The organism is Algoriphagus sp. TR-M9 (assembly GCF_027594545.1).
Lineage (GTDB): Bacteria > Bacteroidota > Bacteroidia > Cytophagales > Cyclobacteriaceae > Algoriphagus > Algoriphagus halophytocola.
In genome coordinates, this window is sequence record NZ_CP115160.1 from 3,066,911 (window position 1) to 3,083,554 (window position 16,644).

The 16,644-nt window shown below is 44.0% G+C and carries 9 protein-coding genes; 7 read left to right on the forward strand and 2 right to left on the reverse strand.

Annotation, left to right across the window (positions count from 1 at the left end; all coding sequences use genetic code 11):
* The 7 genes from PBT90_RS12850 (at nt 1) to PBT90_RS12880 (ending at nt 12,420) form a co-directional block, all read left to right on the forward strand.
* A complete protein-coding gene (locus PBT90_RS12850) occupies nt 1-2,271 on the forward strand; it encodes an NADP-dependent malic enzyme (protein WP_270129616.1) in 2,271 nt (756 codons plus the stop codon).
* Nucleotides 2,268-2,864, forward strand: coding sequence for a Holliday junction branch migration protein RuvA (gene ruvA, locus PBT90_RS12855; protein ID WP_264810991.1), 597 nt, complete (start codon nt 2,268-2,270; stop codon nt 2,862-2,864). The genes PBT90_RS12850 and ruvA overlap by 4 nt, the downstream gene beginning before the upstream one ends.
* Nucleotides 2,865-3,041: 177 nt before the next feature.
* Nucleotides 3,042-10,007, forward strand: coding sequence for a T9SS outer membrane translocon Sov/SprA (sov, locus tag PBT90_RS12860; RefSeq protein WP_270129617.1), 6,966 nt, complete (start codon nt 3,042-3,044; stop codon nt 10,005-10,007).
* Between the two features lie 56 nt (nt 10,008-10,063).
* Nucleotides 10,064-10,441, forward strand: a complete 378-nt coding sequence (gene gcvH, locus PBT90_RS12865; RefSeq protein ID WP_270129618.1) for a glycine cleavage system protein GcvH — start codon at nt 10,064-10,066, stop codon at nt 10,439-10,441.
* Nucleotides 10,442-10,443: 2 nt separating this feature from the next.
* Nucleotides 10,444-10,818: a VanZ family protein gene (locus PBT90_RS12870; protein WP_264810994.1), complete on the forward strand. Its 375-nt coding sequence runs from the start codon at nt 10,444-10,446 to the stop codon at nt 10,816-10,818.
* 69 nt (nt 10,819-10,887) lie between these two features.
* On the forward strand, nt 10,888-11,565 hold the full coding sequence (locus tag PBT90_RS12875; RefSeq protein ID WP_264810995.1) for an energy transducer TonB: 678 nt from the start codon (nt 10,888-10,890) through the stop codon (nt 11,563-11,565).
* Between the two features lie 180 nt (nt 11,566-11,745).
* Nucleotides 11,746-12,420 (forward strand): energy transducer TonB, encoded by a 675-nt coding sequence (locus PBT90_RS12880; RefSeq protein ID WP_264810996.1) that lies wholly within the window; start codon nt 11,746-11,748, stop codon nt 12,418-12,420.
* A gap of 29 nt (nt 12,421-12,449) precedes the next feature.
* Here PBT90_RS12880 and PBT90_RS12885 read toward each other — a convergent pair whose 3' ends face one another.
* Together PBT90_RS12885 and PBT90_RS12890 are read right to left on the reverse strand one after the other, a co-directional pair.
* On the reverse strand, nt 12,450-13,331 hold the full coding sequence (locus PBT90_RS12885) for a YicC/YloC family endoribonuclease (protein WP_264810997.1): 882 nt from the start codon (nt 13,329-13,331) through the stop codon (nt 12,450-12,452).
* Between the two features lie 18 nt (nt 13,332-13,349).
* Nucleotides 13,350-16,634, reverse strand: coding sequence for a biopolymer transporter Tol (locus tag PBT90_RS12890; protein ID WP_270129619.1), 3,285 nt, complete (start codon nt 16,632-16,634; stop codon nt 13,350-13,352).
* Between the last annotated feature and the right edge of the window lie 10 nt (nt 16,635-16,644).

A 16,644-nucleotide genomic window follows, 5' to 3' on the forward strand; every position in this document is an offset into this window, starting at 1 on the left:
ATGGCAATCAAAATCCGAAAGGAAGACGCACTCACCTATCATTCTCAGGGTGCGCCAGGCAAAATTGAAGTAAAGCCTACCAAACCCCTGTCCAGTCAAATGGATCTGGCCCTGGCCTACTCCCCAGGGGTAGCCGAACCTTGTAAGGAAATAGCTGCTGATGTAGAAAACTCTTACAAATACACTGCTAAAGGCAACTTAGTAGGTGTGGTTTCCAACGGTACGGCAGTTTTAGGACTTGGCGATATAGGGCCAGACGCATCCAAACCAGTAATGGAAGGAAAAGGCGTGCTGTTCAAGAAATTTGCCGGGATAGATGTTTTTGACATCGAAATAAACGAGAAGGATCCCAAAAAACTCATACAGACGATAAAATCTCTAGAGCCAACCTTCGGTGGGATTAACCTAGAGGACATCAAAGCACCAGAATGCTTTGAAATAGAAGAGACCCTCAAAAAAGAGATGAACATCCCTGTCATGCATGATGATCAGCATGGCACTGCGATTATTTCCGGGGCAGCATTGCTTAATGCGCTGGAACTCGTAGAGAAAGATATCTCTAAAATAAAACTGGTGGTGAATGGTGCCGGTGCAGCAGCCATTTCCTGTACCCGGTTTTATATTTCTCTGGGCATTCAGCGAGAAAACATTGTGCTATGTGATATAGATGGCATTCTGCGTACCGACCGTGCAGATCTTGATAGCATTCGCAGGGAGTTTGCTACAGCTAGAGATCTGAACACCCTCAATGATGCACTGGTAGATGCAGACGTTTTCCTGGGGCTTTCGGCAGGAAATATCGTATCTCAGGATCAACTGAGACTAATGGCACCCAACCCTATAGTTTTTGCTTTAGCAAATCCCGATCCTGAAATCTCCTATGATCTGGCGATAGCAGCTCGAAAGGATCTGATCATGGCTACCGGACGATCCGATCATCCTAACCAGGTGAATAATGTCCTGGGCTTCCCTTACATTTTCAGAGGAGCACTGGACGTAAGGGCCACTGCCATCAATGAAGAAATGAAACTGGCGGCTGCATATGCCATCGCCAAGCTAGCCAAAGAACCCGTTCCTGATATAGTCAACAAAGCTTACGGAGAAGACAAACTTGGATTCGGCCGCTTATACCTCATTCCAAAGCCGCTAGACCCGAGATTAATCACCACCATTGCTCCAGCTGTGGCCAAAGCTGCCATGGACTCCGGCGTAGCCAAACATCCAATTACTGACTGGGAATCTTATGAGCTTGAGCTACAAGAGCGAATCGGCATAGACCAAAGACTCATGTCTGTAGTGATCGCCCGTGCCAAAAAGAACCCGAAAAGGGTGGTATTTGCAGAAGCTGATAATAGAAAAATCCTCAAAGCTGCCCAGATCATCCGTGATGAGAAGATCGGCGAACCTATCCTTTTGGGTAACAAGGAAAAAATCCTGGCACTAATAGAAGACAACTCCCTGGATCTCAACAATGTGACTATTATAGATCCTATGGAGGAAAAAGTAATGCTCCGCAAATTCGGGAATATGCTTTTTCAAAAACGCCAGCGTAAAGGCATGACTGCTGGTGACGCAGATAGATTGGTGACACAGCGAAACTACTTCGGAGCTATGATGGTAGAGTCCGGAGATGCAGATGCATTCATCTCAGGACTTACCCGAGATTATCCTAAAACCATCCTCCCATCCTTGCAGACCATAGGTGTGAAGCCCGGTGTCAACCGAGTAGCGGGGATGTACATTATGAATACGCCAAAAGGCCCTTATTTCTTCGCCGACACCACGGTAAACCTGAACCCTACAGCGGAGGAATTGGTAGAGATCATCAGCCTCACCGCAGATGCAGTGAAGTTCTTCAATATGGAACCTAGAATAGCTCTACTTTCTTATTCAAACTTCGGTTCGGCACAAGGAGAAATCTCAAGTAAAATGGCCAAAGCCACTGCGATTGCGCAGCAGAAATATCCGGATTTAGTCATCGAAGGGGAAATGCAGGCGAATGTCGCCATCAACGAAGACATTCAGCGGGAAATGTATCCTTTTTCCAAACTGATCAATAAGAAGGTCAACACCTTGATATTCCCTGACCTGAGTTCCGGAAATATCGCCTACAAACTATTGGCAGAACTTGGAAACTCAGAAGCCATTGGTCCGGTACTCCTAGGTATGAATAAACCAGTCCACATTCTCCAGCTGGGAAGCTCCATTCGTGAAATTGTAAATATGGTAGCCATTGCCGTGGTGGATGCCCAATCAAATGGAACCCCATGATTGCATATCTCAGTGGAAAACTAGTATTCAAAGACCCCACTTATGTCATCATCGATGTAGCAGGAGTAGGCTATGAAGTAAAAATATCACTTCAGACCTATACAGAAATCAAAGATGAGGAGCAGATCAAGCTCCTCACCTTTCTGCATATCAAAGAGGATGCACATACCCTTTATGGCTTTAAAAAAGAAGATGAAAAGCGGCTTTTTTTATTGTTAATATCAATCAACGGAGTCGGCCCAAATACCGGCTTGATGATACTTTCCTCCTTGGCCTCTGCAGAAATAGAACAGGCCATTTTATCCGGTGATGTACCTACCATTCAGGGGGTAAAAGGCATAGGAGCAAAAACCGCCCAACGCATCATTCTGGAGCTGAAAGATAAAGTTGGAAAAAGCAGTTCAGATTCAGGTTCTGCACCCCTGGGATTTTTGAAATCAAGCAATAAATTACGCGAAGAAGCGTTACAAGCACTCCTAACCCTTGGTTTTACCAAAGCAGCTGCTGAAAAAAATATCTCAGCAGTTCTCAAAAAAACCACGGGAGAAATTTCATTAGAAGATTTAATTAAAGCATCTTTAAAGACACCATAATTTGAAGCTGTATTGAACTTTCGGAGTGTTCTGACTTTTTGCAGGAGGAGGTTTCTCGGTAGTTGGCCTAATTGCTTCATAATCATTGGGCTTCTACTTGCCTATTCCACTTCTTATGCTCAACAAACTGAGTCTGATAGTGTTCAGACTAGGATAGATTCGTTGAACCAAAGAAGGATGACCCCCTCGTATTTGCTTTGGCAAAATCTGAGGACCAATCCCCTATTCCCGCAACGGAACCCTTTTCTTCAGTCCCAGACCCCTTTTTTTCAACCTCCACCGATCACCCAAAATGTAGAAGTACGTGTAGATTCCACATTGAGATACAACATCGTAGATCAAATGGATACTGTGCGTGTCGGGAATGAACAGGAATACGATTTCGAGGAGTTTTCGAAAATTCAGGAATACAAAGTAAGACAAGACTACTGGCGAAGTAGAGCCAGAAGCGGTGACGGTGAAAGTGCCGTGGAAGGCCGCGGGCTCATCCCCCCACTTACTGTAAGCCCTTCTTTTGATAGACTTTTTGGCGGCAACGAAATCAACATCACCCCTTCCGGCTACGTCAACCTGGATTTCGGCGCGATTTTCAGAAGAGTGGACAATCCCACCCTACCTATCCGACAGCAGCAAAACGGAGGCTTTAATTTTGACCAGCAAATCCAAATGGCTGTCAATGGATCTTTAGGTGAAAAAGTAAAAATCGGCGCCAACTTTGACTCAAACAACTCCTTTGACTTCCAAAACCAACTGAAGCTGGAGTTTGACGGATTTGAAGAAGATATCATCCAATCTATAGAGATAGGAAATGTGAGTATGCCCGTTCAAAACCGGCTGATCCAAGGAGCTCAAAATCTCTTTGGGGTAAAAACCCAACTTCAATTTGGTAAACTGAACGTAACTGCCGTTGCCTCCACTCAGCGAGGTCGCCGGGACAATCTGGTCATAGATGCAAATGGACAGGGAAGGTCTTTTGACATTCAAGCTTCGAAATATGATGAAAACAGGCACTTTTTCCTGGGGCATTTCTTTCGGGACAATTATGAAAAATGGCTCAGAGGCCTCCCTCAGGTCCTGTCCGGCGTCAATGTCACCCGTATAGAAGTGTACATCATGAACCGAGCGGTCAACACGGAAACGCTACGTAATTTTTCGGCATTTATCGACATGGGTGAAGGCAGGGTTCTCTACAATCCCAGTAACCCCAATGTAGGACCGGGTACCCCCGGCTCTCCGGCAAGCAATGAAGCAAATCAACTATTTAGTAACATCACGGGCAATCCCTCTTTCCGCCCTTTTGATACCGGAGCCAGAGCCATAGAATCAAGTTTAGGTCTGAAAAAAGGTGTGGACTTTGTGCAGATCAATGGTGCCCGAAAACTCGAAGAGACGGAGTATTTTTTCAATCCCCAACTGGGATATCTTTCTCTATTCAGAAAACTGCAAAACGATGAAGTCCTAGCCGTATCCTACGAATACACCTACAACGGACAAGTGTACAAAGTCGGTGAATTGACTGAAGATTACCAAAACAGGCAGGAAGATGAAATGATTTTCCTGAAAATGCTACGTCCGGCAGGCATCAACCCCCGGCTACCAACCTGGGATTTGATGATGAAAAACATCTACAGTCTCAATGCCAATCAGATTCTAAGAGACGGTTTTCAGCTTCAGGTGATCTACCGGGATGACAGAACAGGGCTAGACAACCCCTCCCTACTTGAAGGCACGAATGTAAAAGACAAGCCGCTCATTAGACTTACAGGATTGGACAACCTCAACCCGCAAAACGACCCGGCGCCGGACGGTAACTTTGACTTTGTAGAAGGACTCACCATACTCTCCAATCGGGGGCTTTTGGTGTTTCCCGTGCTAGAACCTTTCGGCTCTAACTTGGCTCAATACTTCACCCCAGGGGAAGCGGTATTGAAGGAAAAGTATGTCTATGACACCTTGTACAACACTACCCAGGCCGATGCTGAACTGGTCAGTCAATTAAATAAGTATTTCATCAAGGGACGATTGACCGCAGGGTCTGCCAGTGAGATCCAACTACCTGGATTGAATATATCACCAGGATCGGTGATCGTTTCAGCCGGCAACATTCCTTTGACCGAGGGAGTGGACTTTACAGTAGATTATAATGTAGGCCGATTGGTCATCATCAATGACGCTATTCTACAATCCGGCAAGCAAATCAATGTAAGTTTCGAAAAAGCAGACCTGGTTTCATTCCAAACCAGGAGTTTACTGGGAACCCGCTTGGATTACCTGTTCAGTGACAAGTTCAATCTGGGCGGCACCTTCCTATACCTCAATGAGCGTCCCAATGTGACCAGAATTGCCACCGGAAACGAGACCCTGAGAAATAGCCTCTGGGGAATAGATGGCAACTACAGTGATGAATCCAGATGGCTGACCAAGCTAGCTGATGCACTGCCATTTACAGACACCAAAGAACAATCACTGGTTCAGTTTAGTGGAGAGTTTGCCCACCTGATCCCAGGCACCTCAAATGTAGTGGATGGAGAACAGGCCTCTTACATAGATGATTTCGAGGCAGCCATAACCCCATACAATCTGGGAGGAGCGGCCAATCAAAACTGGAAACTTTCATCGACCCCAGAGACCGTCGACAACCGATTTGACCTCAGCAATATGACTGAGGATAATTTGGGAGCTGCGTACCGAAGAGCCAGAGTAGCCTGGTACAATATTGATAATATTTTTTACCGCGAAAACGGGCTTGGTGTACCTACCAATATTACCCGTGAGGATAGAGAAAATCACTACGTGAGAAGAGTTTTGCCGCAGGAAATATTCCCTCAGCAAGATCGGGATGTAATCGTAACTCCGGAGCCTTTGTTTGAAATGGCATATTTCCCCAGTGAACGGGGCATGTATAATTACAATCCCAATCTGACTCCAAACGGTTTCTTACCGGATCCTGAAAAGAACTATGGTGGGGTCACTCGCGCGATTACCACCGAGGTGGACTTTGATCGTACCAATATTGAGTATGTGGAATTTTGGCTCTTGGATCCATTTATAGAGGGAGAAAACGGCAGGGTACTCGATGGCAACTTCAATGAGAACAACACCACCGGTGGGAAATTATACTTAAACCTAGGAGATATTTCGGAAGATGTGATGAAAGATGGGCGTCATGCCTTCGAAAACGGGCTGCCCGCAGATGGAGACCCTGCCGAAACAGGAAGCAATGAATGGGGTAGAATCACACGGGAACAGTTTCTCTTACCAGCTTTTGACAACTCAGAAACATCGCGACAAAACCAAGATGTAGGACTCGATGGCTTAAAAAATGAAGATGAAGCCTCCTATTTTCAAAACAGATTTCTAGACCGTCTCAATGTTAACACTAATGCATTGAACCAAATCCGTCAAGATGTTTCCGGCGATTTGTTCCAATATTACCTGGATGAGCAGTTTGATCAAAACGATGTGAAAATCCTGGAGCGCTATAAAAAATTCAACGGCATGGAAGGCAATACCCCGGTCACTGCCAATGAAAACCTGCCCTATACCCCTTCTGGTTCTAACACCCCAGATAACGAGGATCTAAACACTGACAATACCATCAATGAACTGGAAAACTACTACGAATATGAAATTGACCTCAAGCCGGGAGGACTGGTCGTAGGCCAAAATTATGTGGTCGATAAAACTACCGCCAATGTCAATGGTGAAAACGTAGATTGGTACCTGTTCAGAATTCCAGTCCGCCAGCCTGACCGGGTTCAAGGTGATATTACAGGTTATAAATCCATCCGTTGGCTGAGAACTTATTTGACTGATTTCCAGCAACCTGTAGTACTGAGAATGGCCAATTTCAGAATGGTAGGCAGTCAATGGAGAGTGTTTCCTGAGTCCCTTTATGAGCGAGGGCTGTTCGAGATTCCTGAGCCGGGCAATTCCAAGGTTACCGTCGATGTGGTCAGCATAGAACAAAACAGTCAAGGTAGCGAAACCGAAAGCCCTTACGTTTTACCGCCAGGAATTTCAAGAGACCGAGACAATACCTCCACGGTAGAAAGAAGACTCAATGAGCAATCACTGCGCGTGTGTGTAGAAGATCTGGCTCCACGAGATGCCAGAGCCGTATTCAAAAACTTAACGCTAGATGTGGTACAGTTTGAGCGGATCAAAATGTTTTTCCACGCAGAAAGTGAAAATGCAGTGGATGGTGAAATCACCGCCTTCCTAAGACTGGGAACAGATAACTCCAACAACTACTACGAAGTAGAAGTCCCACTAAATATTACGCCAAATGGAACCCGAGATCCCTTGCAGATTTGGCCGGAGGAAAATGAGATAGACATCGCTATACAGGAAATAGTAGGAGTAAAAGTGGAACGGGACAATCAACGTGTCCCACTGAATATCCCATTCACCCAGCAAGTCCGCCAATACAAAGTGACTGTAGTAGGCAGACCTGAACTGAGCCAGACGCAAACCGCCATGATAGGTGTAAGAAACCCTGGAACAAACGGAGGTGGAAATAGGGACATTTGCATCTGGGCCAATGAACTGCGTGTGACCGGCTTCACCAAATCAAACGGTTGGGCCGCCAATGCCCTGATGAATGCCAAAATCGCTGATGTGGCAGTAGTATCGGCTTCTATCCGACATAGTTCTATTGGTTTTGGAGGATTGGAAACCAGACTTTCACAGCGATCAAGATCAGCCACTACGCAGTATGACATTTCTACCAATGTAGAACTGCACAAACTTCTGCCTCAAGGTCTCGGGGTAAGTATTCCTATGTATTTCTCCGTAGAAAACAGCTCCACCAAACCAGAATACGATCCACTTAATCCAGATGTACCCTTCGAGGTAGCTCTGCAAAAATTTGAAACCGATAGCGAGCGGGATGCCTATAGAGATATAGCTTTGGACCAATTGAACCGAAAGAACATCAGTTTTAATAATGTCCGAAAAATCAAAACCAACCCAGATGCCCAACCCCATTTCTATGATCTGAGTAATTTTTCCTTTTCCTACGCTTTTGGGCTAGTGACCCAGTCAAATGCTCAGATCCAGGATTATAACTTCCGGACCAACCGAGGAAATATCACTTATTCTTATTCTCCAAAACCTTGGACGCTAGAACCTTTCAAAAGCTTTGGCTTTCTGGATTCTCCTCACCTCCAACTCATCAAAGATTTCAATCTGAACCTCTCTCCTACCTCGGTAACAGCTCGACTTGATGTGGATAGACGCTATCTCAGATCACAGTATAGAAATGACCGGCTGAATTCGGAAGGTGTAGATCCCCTATTTCAGAAAAGCTTCTTTATGAACCGATTCTATTCTGTAAACTGGGATTTGACCAGAAATCTCAGAGTAGATTACATGGGCAATGTCCATGCAGTAGTAGATGAGCCAGAGGGTGACCTGGACTCAGAGCAGAAAATAGACTCCGTCAGATACAATGCATGGAGGTTTGGGAGAAAAACAAACTACAATCATAGCGTCAATCTGAACTACACCTTGCCGCTGGACAAGTCTCCACTTACCGACTGGATCAATGCAGACTATAGGTATACTGCCACTTATACTTGGCAAACCGGAGCAATCGGGCAAAAGGACACGCTGGGAAACACCATCCAAAACACCCGGGACCAATCTCTGAATGGACGCCTAGACCTAGTCAAGCTTTACAATAAAAGTAAAAAGCTGGCTGCCCTCAATGCTCCCAAACGACCGAGCATCCCAGGAAGGACTAACCTGACTGCAGAGGATACCATCGGAACACCTTTCTCCTATAAACTGGTCAAATTCCTGATGATGGTCAAAGAACTGACCTTTAATTACGGTAAAATTGAAGGCACATTCCTACCTGGATACTTACCAAACACAGGACTTCTCGGTATGGACAGGGCCTTTGAAAACCCCGGATTGGCATTCCTGCTGGGAAGTCAGGACGCTGCCTTGAGATATGAGTATGCCAATGCCGGCATAATGGCACCAAGCCCCGAACTCACACAGACCTTTAAGCAAACCAGCGTCATGAATCTTCGACTGGGAGGCATAGTAGAACCCTTTCAGGATTTCAGGATTACCCTGAATGCCACCAAACGGGAATCTGGAGATTACCAGGAAATTTTCCGCAGTTCTTTTGATGAACCCGACACGTATGAATCCATAAGTCCCAATAGATTAGGATCCTACAGCATCACTACGATTATGATAGGGACTTCATTCAGCAAAGATGGATTTGACAATGAATCCCCACTCTTTGATGACTTTGAAGCCTATAGAGGAATCATAAAAGGAAGGCTGGACGGTACAAGCGAAGGTGGAGAATATTCCCTTAATGGACAGGATGTATTGATCCCCTCCTTCCTGGCCGCATATAGGGGCAAAGACCCTGCTGAAATGAACCTAAATCCATTCCCTAAAACTCCACTGCCAAACTGGAGACTGGATTACAGAGGGCTTTCCCGTATCAAAGCACTCAGTGAAATCTTCAGCAGTATCAATATAACCCATCAATACACTGCCAAATATGATGTGAGTAATTTCTCAAATTCTCTCCAGTACCAGCAAGGCCTGGAACTGTATAATACACTCCAGGAGATCCCCACTCCCAATCAAATCAATACAGAAGGACAATACATCCCGATCTATGTATTGAATCAAGTAGTGCTCTCGGAACGTTTCTCACCACTGATCGGAATAGACCTACTGACCAAGGACCGACTGAATATTGCTGTCATTTATAACAAAGAACGAAATCTAGGTCTCAATTTCTCCAATGCCCAGATTACAGAGCAGAAAAGTAATGACTTTGGACTGACGCTGGGCTACACCAAATCAGGTGTCAAGATTCCTTTTAAATTCCAAGGCAGGCAAACTGTACTCAAAAACGACCTGACCTTCAAGCTAGATTCTAAACTAGTGGATACCAAAACAGTGCAGCGAAAAATAGAAGAAGGCAGCACAGTGACCAATGGTAATCTCAACATCCAAATCCGACCTACTATCTCCTATCTGATCAATCAGAACTTAAATCTTACCTTATATTTCGATAGAACGATCAATGACCCTAGAGTTACTACAGCCTATAAGAGAACTTCCACTGCATTTGGTGGACAACTTCGATTTAATTTAGGGCAATAGATTTTATCCTTATGCGATTCCTATTAATTTTGAATCCCTTTTAAAAAAACAAAAACATGGATTTTCCTCAAGACTTAAAGTACACTAAAGACCACGAGTGGGTTAAAATAGACGGTGATGTAGCCACCATTGGTATCACTGAATTTGCCGCTGGAGAACTTGGAGACATCGTATATGTAGAAGTAGAAACTACAGGCGAGACCTTGGACACCAACGAAGTATTTGGATCAGTAGAAGCAGTGAAGACTGTTTCCGATTTGTTTATGCCAGTTGCTGGTGAAATAGTGGAAATGAATCCTGAGTTGGAAGATGCTCCCGAGCTGGTCAATGAATCTCCTTACGAAAAAGGCTGGATGATCAAAGTGAAGCTTTCCGGAGATGCTACGGAAGGATTACTTTCTGCTGAGGAATATGCAGAACTAGTAGGCGCCTAAACGTGAGATTGAGAACAGGCCTTGCCATCCTTTGCTTGCTGGTAATAAGTGTAGCCATGCTTACACCAGGGGAAAATTTTCCAGAACAAACATTCCAAGCTGAAGACAAGCTAGTTCACTTGATATGTTTTGGGACACTGAGCTTTCTTTGGTGTGGAGTAGGTATTAAAAGAGCTGAGGTACGGGGAGTACAGGGGAGGTTATTGATTAACTTTATCATTTTCGGAATCGCCGCAGGTGTAATTCTGGAGACAGCCCAGCAGTTTGTACCCAACCGAACTTTCGATTATATGGACATGATAGTCAACCTCATAGGTGGATTTTCAGGTTTATTAGCATATTTTAAGATTCCTACCACCCGTATCGGCTTGGATTAGTGCTTGAAAATAATTACAATTGTTAAACTGATTAAGAGCAAAATTTAACCTTTATAAACCAAACTAGTCATGGAAGCAAAAAAGACTCCCGGCGCTGATTTATCCAAGAAGTCAGGAATGTTCCTGAACTTAGGATTAGCAGTAGCTGTAGGTGCCACTCTTGCTGCCTTCGAATGGAAGTCATTTGACGATGGATCTTTGAAAGACCTAGGTCAAGTAACTGATAACTTCGAGGAATTGCTTGATATACCTATTACTGAACAGCCACCTCCACCACCTCCACCACCAGTGGAGCAGCCAATCATTGAGGAGATTCCTGATGAAGTGGAAATCGAAGACAAAATTGAAGTAAACTTCGATGTAGACGTTAAAGAAACTACTGTAATCAAAGAAGTAGTCATCGCTGAAGCTCCAGTAGAAGAAAAGGCTGATGAAATCTTCGATGTGGTAGAAACCCAGCCAATGCCCCCAGGGGGAATGGAAGGATGGAATAAATACCTATCCAAAAACCTAAAATATCCAACTCAAGCTAGAAGAATGGGTATAGAAGGTACTGTAATTGTAGTATTCGTTGTAAACACAGATGGATCTATCCAAGATGTCGATGTCCTAAGAGGTATCGGCGGAGGTTGTGACGAAGAAGCAATCAAAGTAGTAAGCGAAGCTCCTAACTGGGAGCCTGGAAAGCAAAGAGGTCGCCCGGTACGTACTCGTATGAGACTACCGATTCGATTCAAACTTAGCTAAATAGTAAGACCCGAGAAATCGGGTCTTTTTTTTGCCTTTTTTTCATCTATTCAAGCATAGTCTTCACAAGAGCAATTAACAACTTTTAGCTTAGTTAAAATACGTTATCACGTTATTATCAAAGACTTACATAGAGTATATTATAAGAGTAATTTTTCTTCAACCTCAAATAATACACTCATGGAATCAAAAAAAACACAGCAGTCAGACTTAAAAAAATGGTCCGGAACATGGTTTAACCTTGGACTGGTATGCAGCCTTGGATTAGTTTTGGTGGCTTTCGAATGGAAGGCTTATGATCAAGGTACCATCCTGGAATTAGCTAATAGCTCAGACGCTTGGGAGGACATCGATATTCCGGTGACCATACAGACACCTCCGCCTCCACCACCTCCACCAGTTCAAGTGGAAATATTGCAAGTACCCGATGATATCGAAATTGACAAGGTTCCGGACTTCCATGTGGACATCAACACCTCCGAAACAGATAGAATCGAAGCAGTAGAACTAGAAGGACCTCCAATAATTGATGTCGCAGAAGAAATCAGGGATTTTGTGGAGGTTCAGGCAAGCTTCAAAGGAGGAATGGATGCTTGGTACGCCTATTTAAACAAGAACCTAACATACCCGGCCCAAGCTCGCAGGATAGGTGTTGAAGGCGTAGTGATCGTTAGGTTTGTGGTAAACACAGATGGCTCTATTCAAGACATTGAATTATTGCGCACCATAGGCGGTGGCTGCGATGAAGTAGCGAAAAGAGTAATTGAGAATTCACCAAATTGGAACCCAGGGAAAATGGGAAGCCGTGCAGTACGGTCAAGGATGACTATGCCTATACGCTTCCGACTAAACTAGAAAAAAGAGGGCCTTTCTCGGCCCTCTTTTTACAATACGTTCAATGCCTGCTCTTTGATCTTCTCCAGCTCGTCCTTCATCAGAATCACATGCTTCTGCATTCCCGCATCGTTTGCTTTTGATCCTATGGTATTGATCTCTCTGCCTATTTCTTGACTGATAAAACCTAACTTTTTACCCTGATTACTCTCTTCTTCTAGGCATTTGGAAAAGTACTTCAGGTGGGTGCCCAGTCGTACTATCTCCTCAGTAATATCTAGTTTTTCAAAATAGTAGATCAGTTCCTGCTCAAATCTATTAGCATCGAAGGAGTTTTCATCCAACCAATCATTGAAATGATTTCGGATTTTTTGCTTGATCCGCTCCTTTCGCTCTCCCTCTTGTTCTTCTATCTTTTGAAGGCCAGAGGCAATTGTTTCTATATTACCCTTTAGTTTTTCCTCCAAAGAGCGTCCTTCATCCTCACGAAATGCCGCACACTTCTCCAAGGCCTTAGTCAAAACCTTTTTGATGGCATCCCAGTCCTCCTCGCTATCTCTATGCTCTGCCGTAAGCTGCGTAATCACCCCTGGTGATTGCAAGGCCAACTTAAAAAGCTCTTCAGAACCATTTTGCACAGCCTCTGAGAGCTGCTTATACTTTTCATGGAAGAGTGTAAACAATTCCTCATTGATACTTACAGGAAGCTCTGTAGCTCCTTTGGCAGAAAACTCAATACTCACACTGACCTTGCCTCGGTCGAGGATAGACTGGACCAGCGTCCTGATCTCAAGTTCTTTATCATTAAACTGTCTGGGACTTCGGATAGAAAGGTCCAGAAATTTGGAATTCAAGGTTCTCACTTCCACTTGGATGCTGCGAGAATCATCCTCCATACCGGCGTTTCCGAAGCCGGTCATTGATTTGATCATATCTGAATATTGTGATTTTTAGAAATTAAAGCCCAAAGTCACGTAGTACTTTAGGTCTTCTGCCTCATAGTTACGAATAGGCCTAGCAACGTCAAATTTCACATAATAATTCAACAAAACAGTCCTCAGGCCAGCTCCATAACTCTGTAGCCAAGGATTATTGAAGTTATTAAGTGTGATGACAAAAGGTGAGCCATCCGTATTGATTACTTCTGTATTCTGGTCATTTACACGCTCCCATGGTGCAGAATCATTCCATGCAGAACCTATGTCATAGAAACCTACTAACTGAAAATTCCTGATAAAGTTAGAAGTAATATTCCCTCTGGTCAGGTAGGAGAAAACAGGGATTCTAAGCTCTGTAGTAAATGTAACCACATTTCTACCTCGAATCTCATCGTAATCATACCCTCTTAAATCCACAAAGTCCGCAAATAGAATATTGGAATTTTCTACTCCGGTTGGATTGCGAATCGGCGAAGCCTCTGGCCGGTTGGATGGTGGTCTGTAGAATTCATTGAACAACCAATTATCCATTCCGCCTACGAGATAGGTCTGAGGATTATTCCCCAAAAACGATCCTGCATAGAGTCTGGCCGCCAAAACTATATTTTTATGAATTCTTCTATATTCTCTCAAATCCAGGTAAAAATTACCGAAAGAACGGTCTTTGTGCTGAAAAGACTGATACTGTACGTAACCGATTTTACCTTTGAAACCTGCCTGGGAATACAAGCCTAAAGCTTCTGTCCTATCATAAACAAACTCTGCTTTACCACCTAAATAATTCACATCAAACCTATTCTGGTCAGGATCCATGCCCATGATCAAAGAATCTGAGTTTAGGTTGAAATATTGGGATTTTGCCACAAAGGGGGCCAATGTAAATCTTGCATTAGGATTGAGCGGGTACGAAAAGCCGGTTTCCACTTTGGTCAGCACATAACGTTGGAAGGTAACATCTCCTTCGGTAATTTGAATGGTTTTGCGATCAAACCTGGCTTTGAAATCAACTCTGCTTTTTAAGTATTCATATTCGAAAAATATATCTCCACCTGAGCGAAAATCCAAGGTAGTCATCACGCCACCATAGAATGAATGATTATCCAGCAAATCAGTCATTTTGCCGGTCAGGCCTATTCCAAAACCTCTTAATGGGTCTACTACAAATCGCGTATTGATATTGTTAATAAAAAACTGTGGTTCCATCTGCCTCGGCCCAGTGACACGTTTACGCAAACTCTGCTTCCTGTAGGCCTCTAGCAAATTACCCTTGGACTCAGCCGCTGTTTCATTTCCTTTCAGCAGGTTACCAGGGATGGTGTCAAAAGTATAATTATCCGTATTGATTCCATTTTTTGCAGAAAAACTTAAGCGCTGCAAATCAATTGAGGAAGTGGATTTTTTGGCCGTGCTGTCTACCAGAATTTGCTGCTGCGGAACCTCCTCTGGTTCTGGATTCACCAGTTTTTCACGAGCTTCACGCTCCTCCAAAAGCCGGCGGGCAGCTATCCTTTCATTGAGGGACTTAGCTTGTTGCAATTGAATTCTAGGCGTACTCGGGGTGAACCGATCCGCATTTGAAAAGCCTTCCACTATCAGATAGGACTCTCTGCCCTCACGGACGGCATAGGCGACTTTATTCATCCTACTGCTCACATCAAATGCCTCAATACTATGACTGAAGGCAGAAATCTGATTGGACACCTGATTCCCAATGTTAAGTCTCATCATATTGTTAATCCCACTTAGGTCACTCAAATAGACCACAGAGTTACTATTGACACGACGAGGACGTAGGTTTCGGCTATTTGCATTCGTGAGTTGTGTGGTCACCACTGTATCGGTCACCTGCACCATGTAGAGGTTATAATAGTCAGGCAGGTTATCTAATTGGAGATTTTTCCCTGCCAAAGAATCAGGTATTTCTTTGAAATTGGACGAATAAATGATCGTAGAGTCATTTAAGAATACCGGTGTCAATTCATCAAAGGAATCATTGGTAAGTCTTCTTCCAGCCCCACGAGTATTTAAGGTATATATATCAGATTTTCCATTTGAAATGGCTGAAAGCACCATGTTTTTACCTGTGCTGTTAAAGTCCAAACTCAATATCTGAGTAATGTTACGAAGGAAAATCTTATCCTGCTCCGATCCATCTATGGACCGCAGGCGAAGTGTGGTAAAGCCTCGCTTGAAAGTAGCTATAGCTACATTGGCAGAATCTCTCCACGCGATTACCGGGGAACTATAATTTGGAATCTGATCCTGTAAAGCGGAACCTCCTGCCAGGATGGTTTGCTCAGACCCGGAACTGAGGTCTCTGACTTGCACCTTATACCGTCCCCCATTGTTGATGACATAGGCTAGATTTAACCCATCTGGGCTAAACTTTACGTCATTGATCACTCCTATGTGTCTTGGGTTGGTTTCAGCAATGGCTGCATCCAAATTCGGTTCTTGAAAAGAAGAGGAAACCTGCTGATTTACATCCATGTAAAACTTTCTCCACTCTTCTAAAAATGTCTTATAGTTCTGGCCTACGGTATTAGCAATACTGTTTTCCTCATGTCTGTTAATCCTCGATAGGTTTAGGATACTGGACACGTAGCGTCTTCCATATCTTTCGGCAATGTAATTCCATACCGATTGCCCTACCAATGCTGCTTCCTTTTCCTTTAACTTCAAAAGCTTGGGATTGTCCTCTTCTTTGAGATAGGTTCTGACAAAATCGTCCATCTCCATACTCCAGCCTTTGGCCAAATAAAGCGCTATTCCATCCAGATACCATTCCGGAAAGCTATTCACCAAATTGGACTGAAAAGCATCTGCCACAGATGAGCCATAGAGCATCTCCTCAATGATCACTTTAGAGGTCCCGTAGATCAAGTCTTCCTTAAACTTGGCCACATCCCCCTTATACGCAACTTCTGCTATTAGCCGATTAAAATTGGTCTGCCCTTCTTCGTTATACTCTTCTTTGTTCAGATTTATATTACTCTGAAGCCTTTCCTCCGGGCTGTTATAAATGTAGATTTTTGGCTTGGTATATGCCACATAACCTATCATTTGGGTCAGCCTATCAAATTCACTCTCCAGGTAATCAATGGCCATTTTGGCATTGGCTCCCCCTCGGTCATAATAATAAACCTCAAAGTTATTGGACGAGAAGTAATACCAATCAAACTGCTGGTGCTGAATCCTGTTTTTACCAAATCGCTCCTGATCAAACTGAGCAAGGACAAAAAATGAATTCAACCATAACCCAGCAAATAAGAAAATTCTGAATAGGTGATTTCGCATTCGGTTTGCT

Excerpts from the sequence above, each read along its gene's own strand:
- PBT90_RS12850 (WP_270129616.1), top strand. The coding sequence starts at position 1 with ATGGCAATCAAAATCCGAAAGGAAGACGCACTCACCTATCATTCTCAG.
- ruvA (WP_264810991.1), top strand. The coding sequence starts at position 2,268 with ATGATTGCATATCTCAGTGGAAAACTAGTATTCAAAGACCCCACTTAT.
- sov (WP_270129617.1), top strand. The coding sequence starts at position 3,042 with ATGACCCCCTCGTATTTGCTTTGGCAAAATCTGAGGACCAATCCCCTA.
- gcvH (WP_270129618.1), top strand. The coding sequence starts at position 10,064 with ATGGATTTTCCTCAAGACTTAAAGTACACTAAAGACCACGAGTGGGTT.
- PBT90_RS12875 (WP_264810995.1), top strand. The coding sequence starts at position 10,888 with ATGGAAGCAAAAAAGACTCCCGGCGCTGATTTATCCAAGAAGTCAGGA.
- PBT90_RS12880 (WP_264810996.1), top strand. The coding sequence starts at position 11,746 with ATGGAATCAAAAAAAACACAGCAGTCAGACTTAAAAAAATGGTCCGGA.
- PBT90_RS12885 (WP_264810997.1), bottom strand. The coding sequence starts at position 13,331 with ATGATCAAATCAATGACCGGCTTCGGAAACGCCGGTATGGAGGATGAT.
- PBT90_RS12890 (WP_270129619.1), bottom strand. The coding sequence starts at position 16,634 with ATGCGAAATCACCTATTCAGAATTTTCTTATTTGCTGGGTTATGGTTG.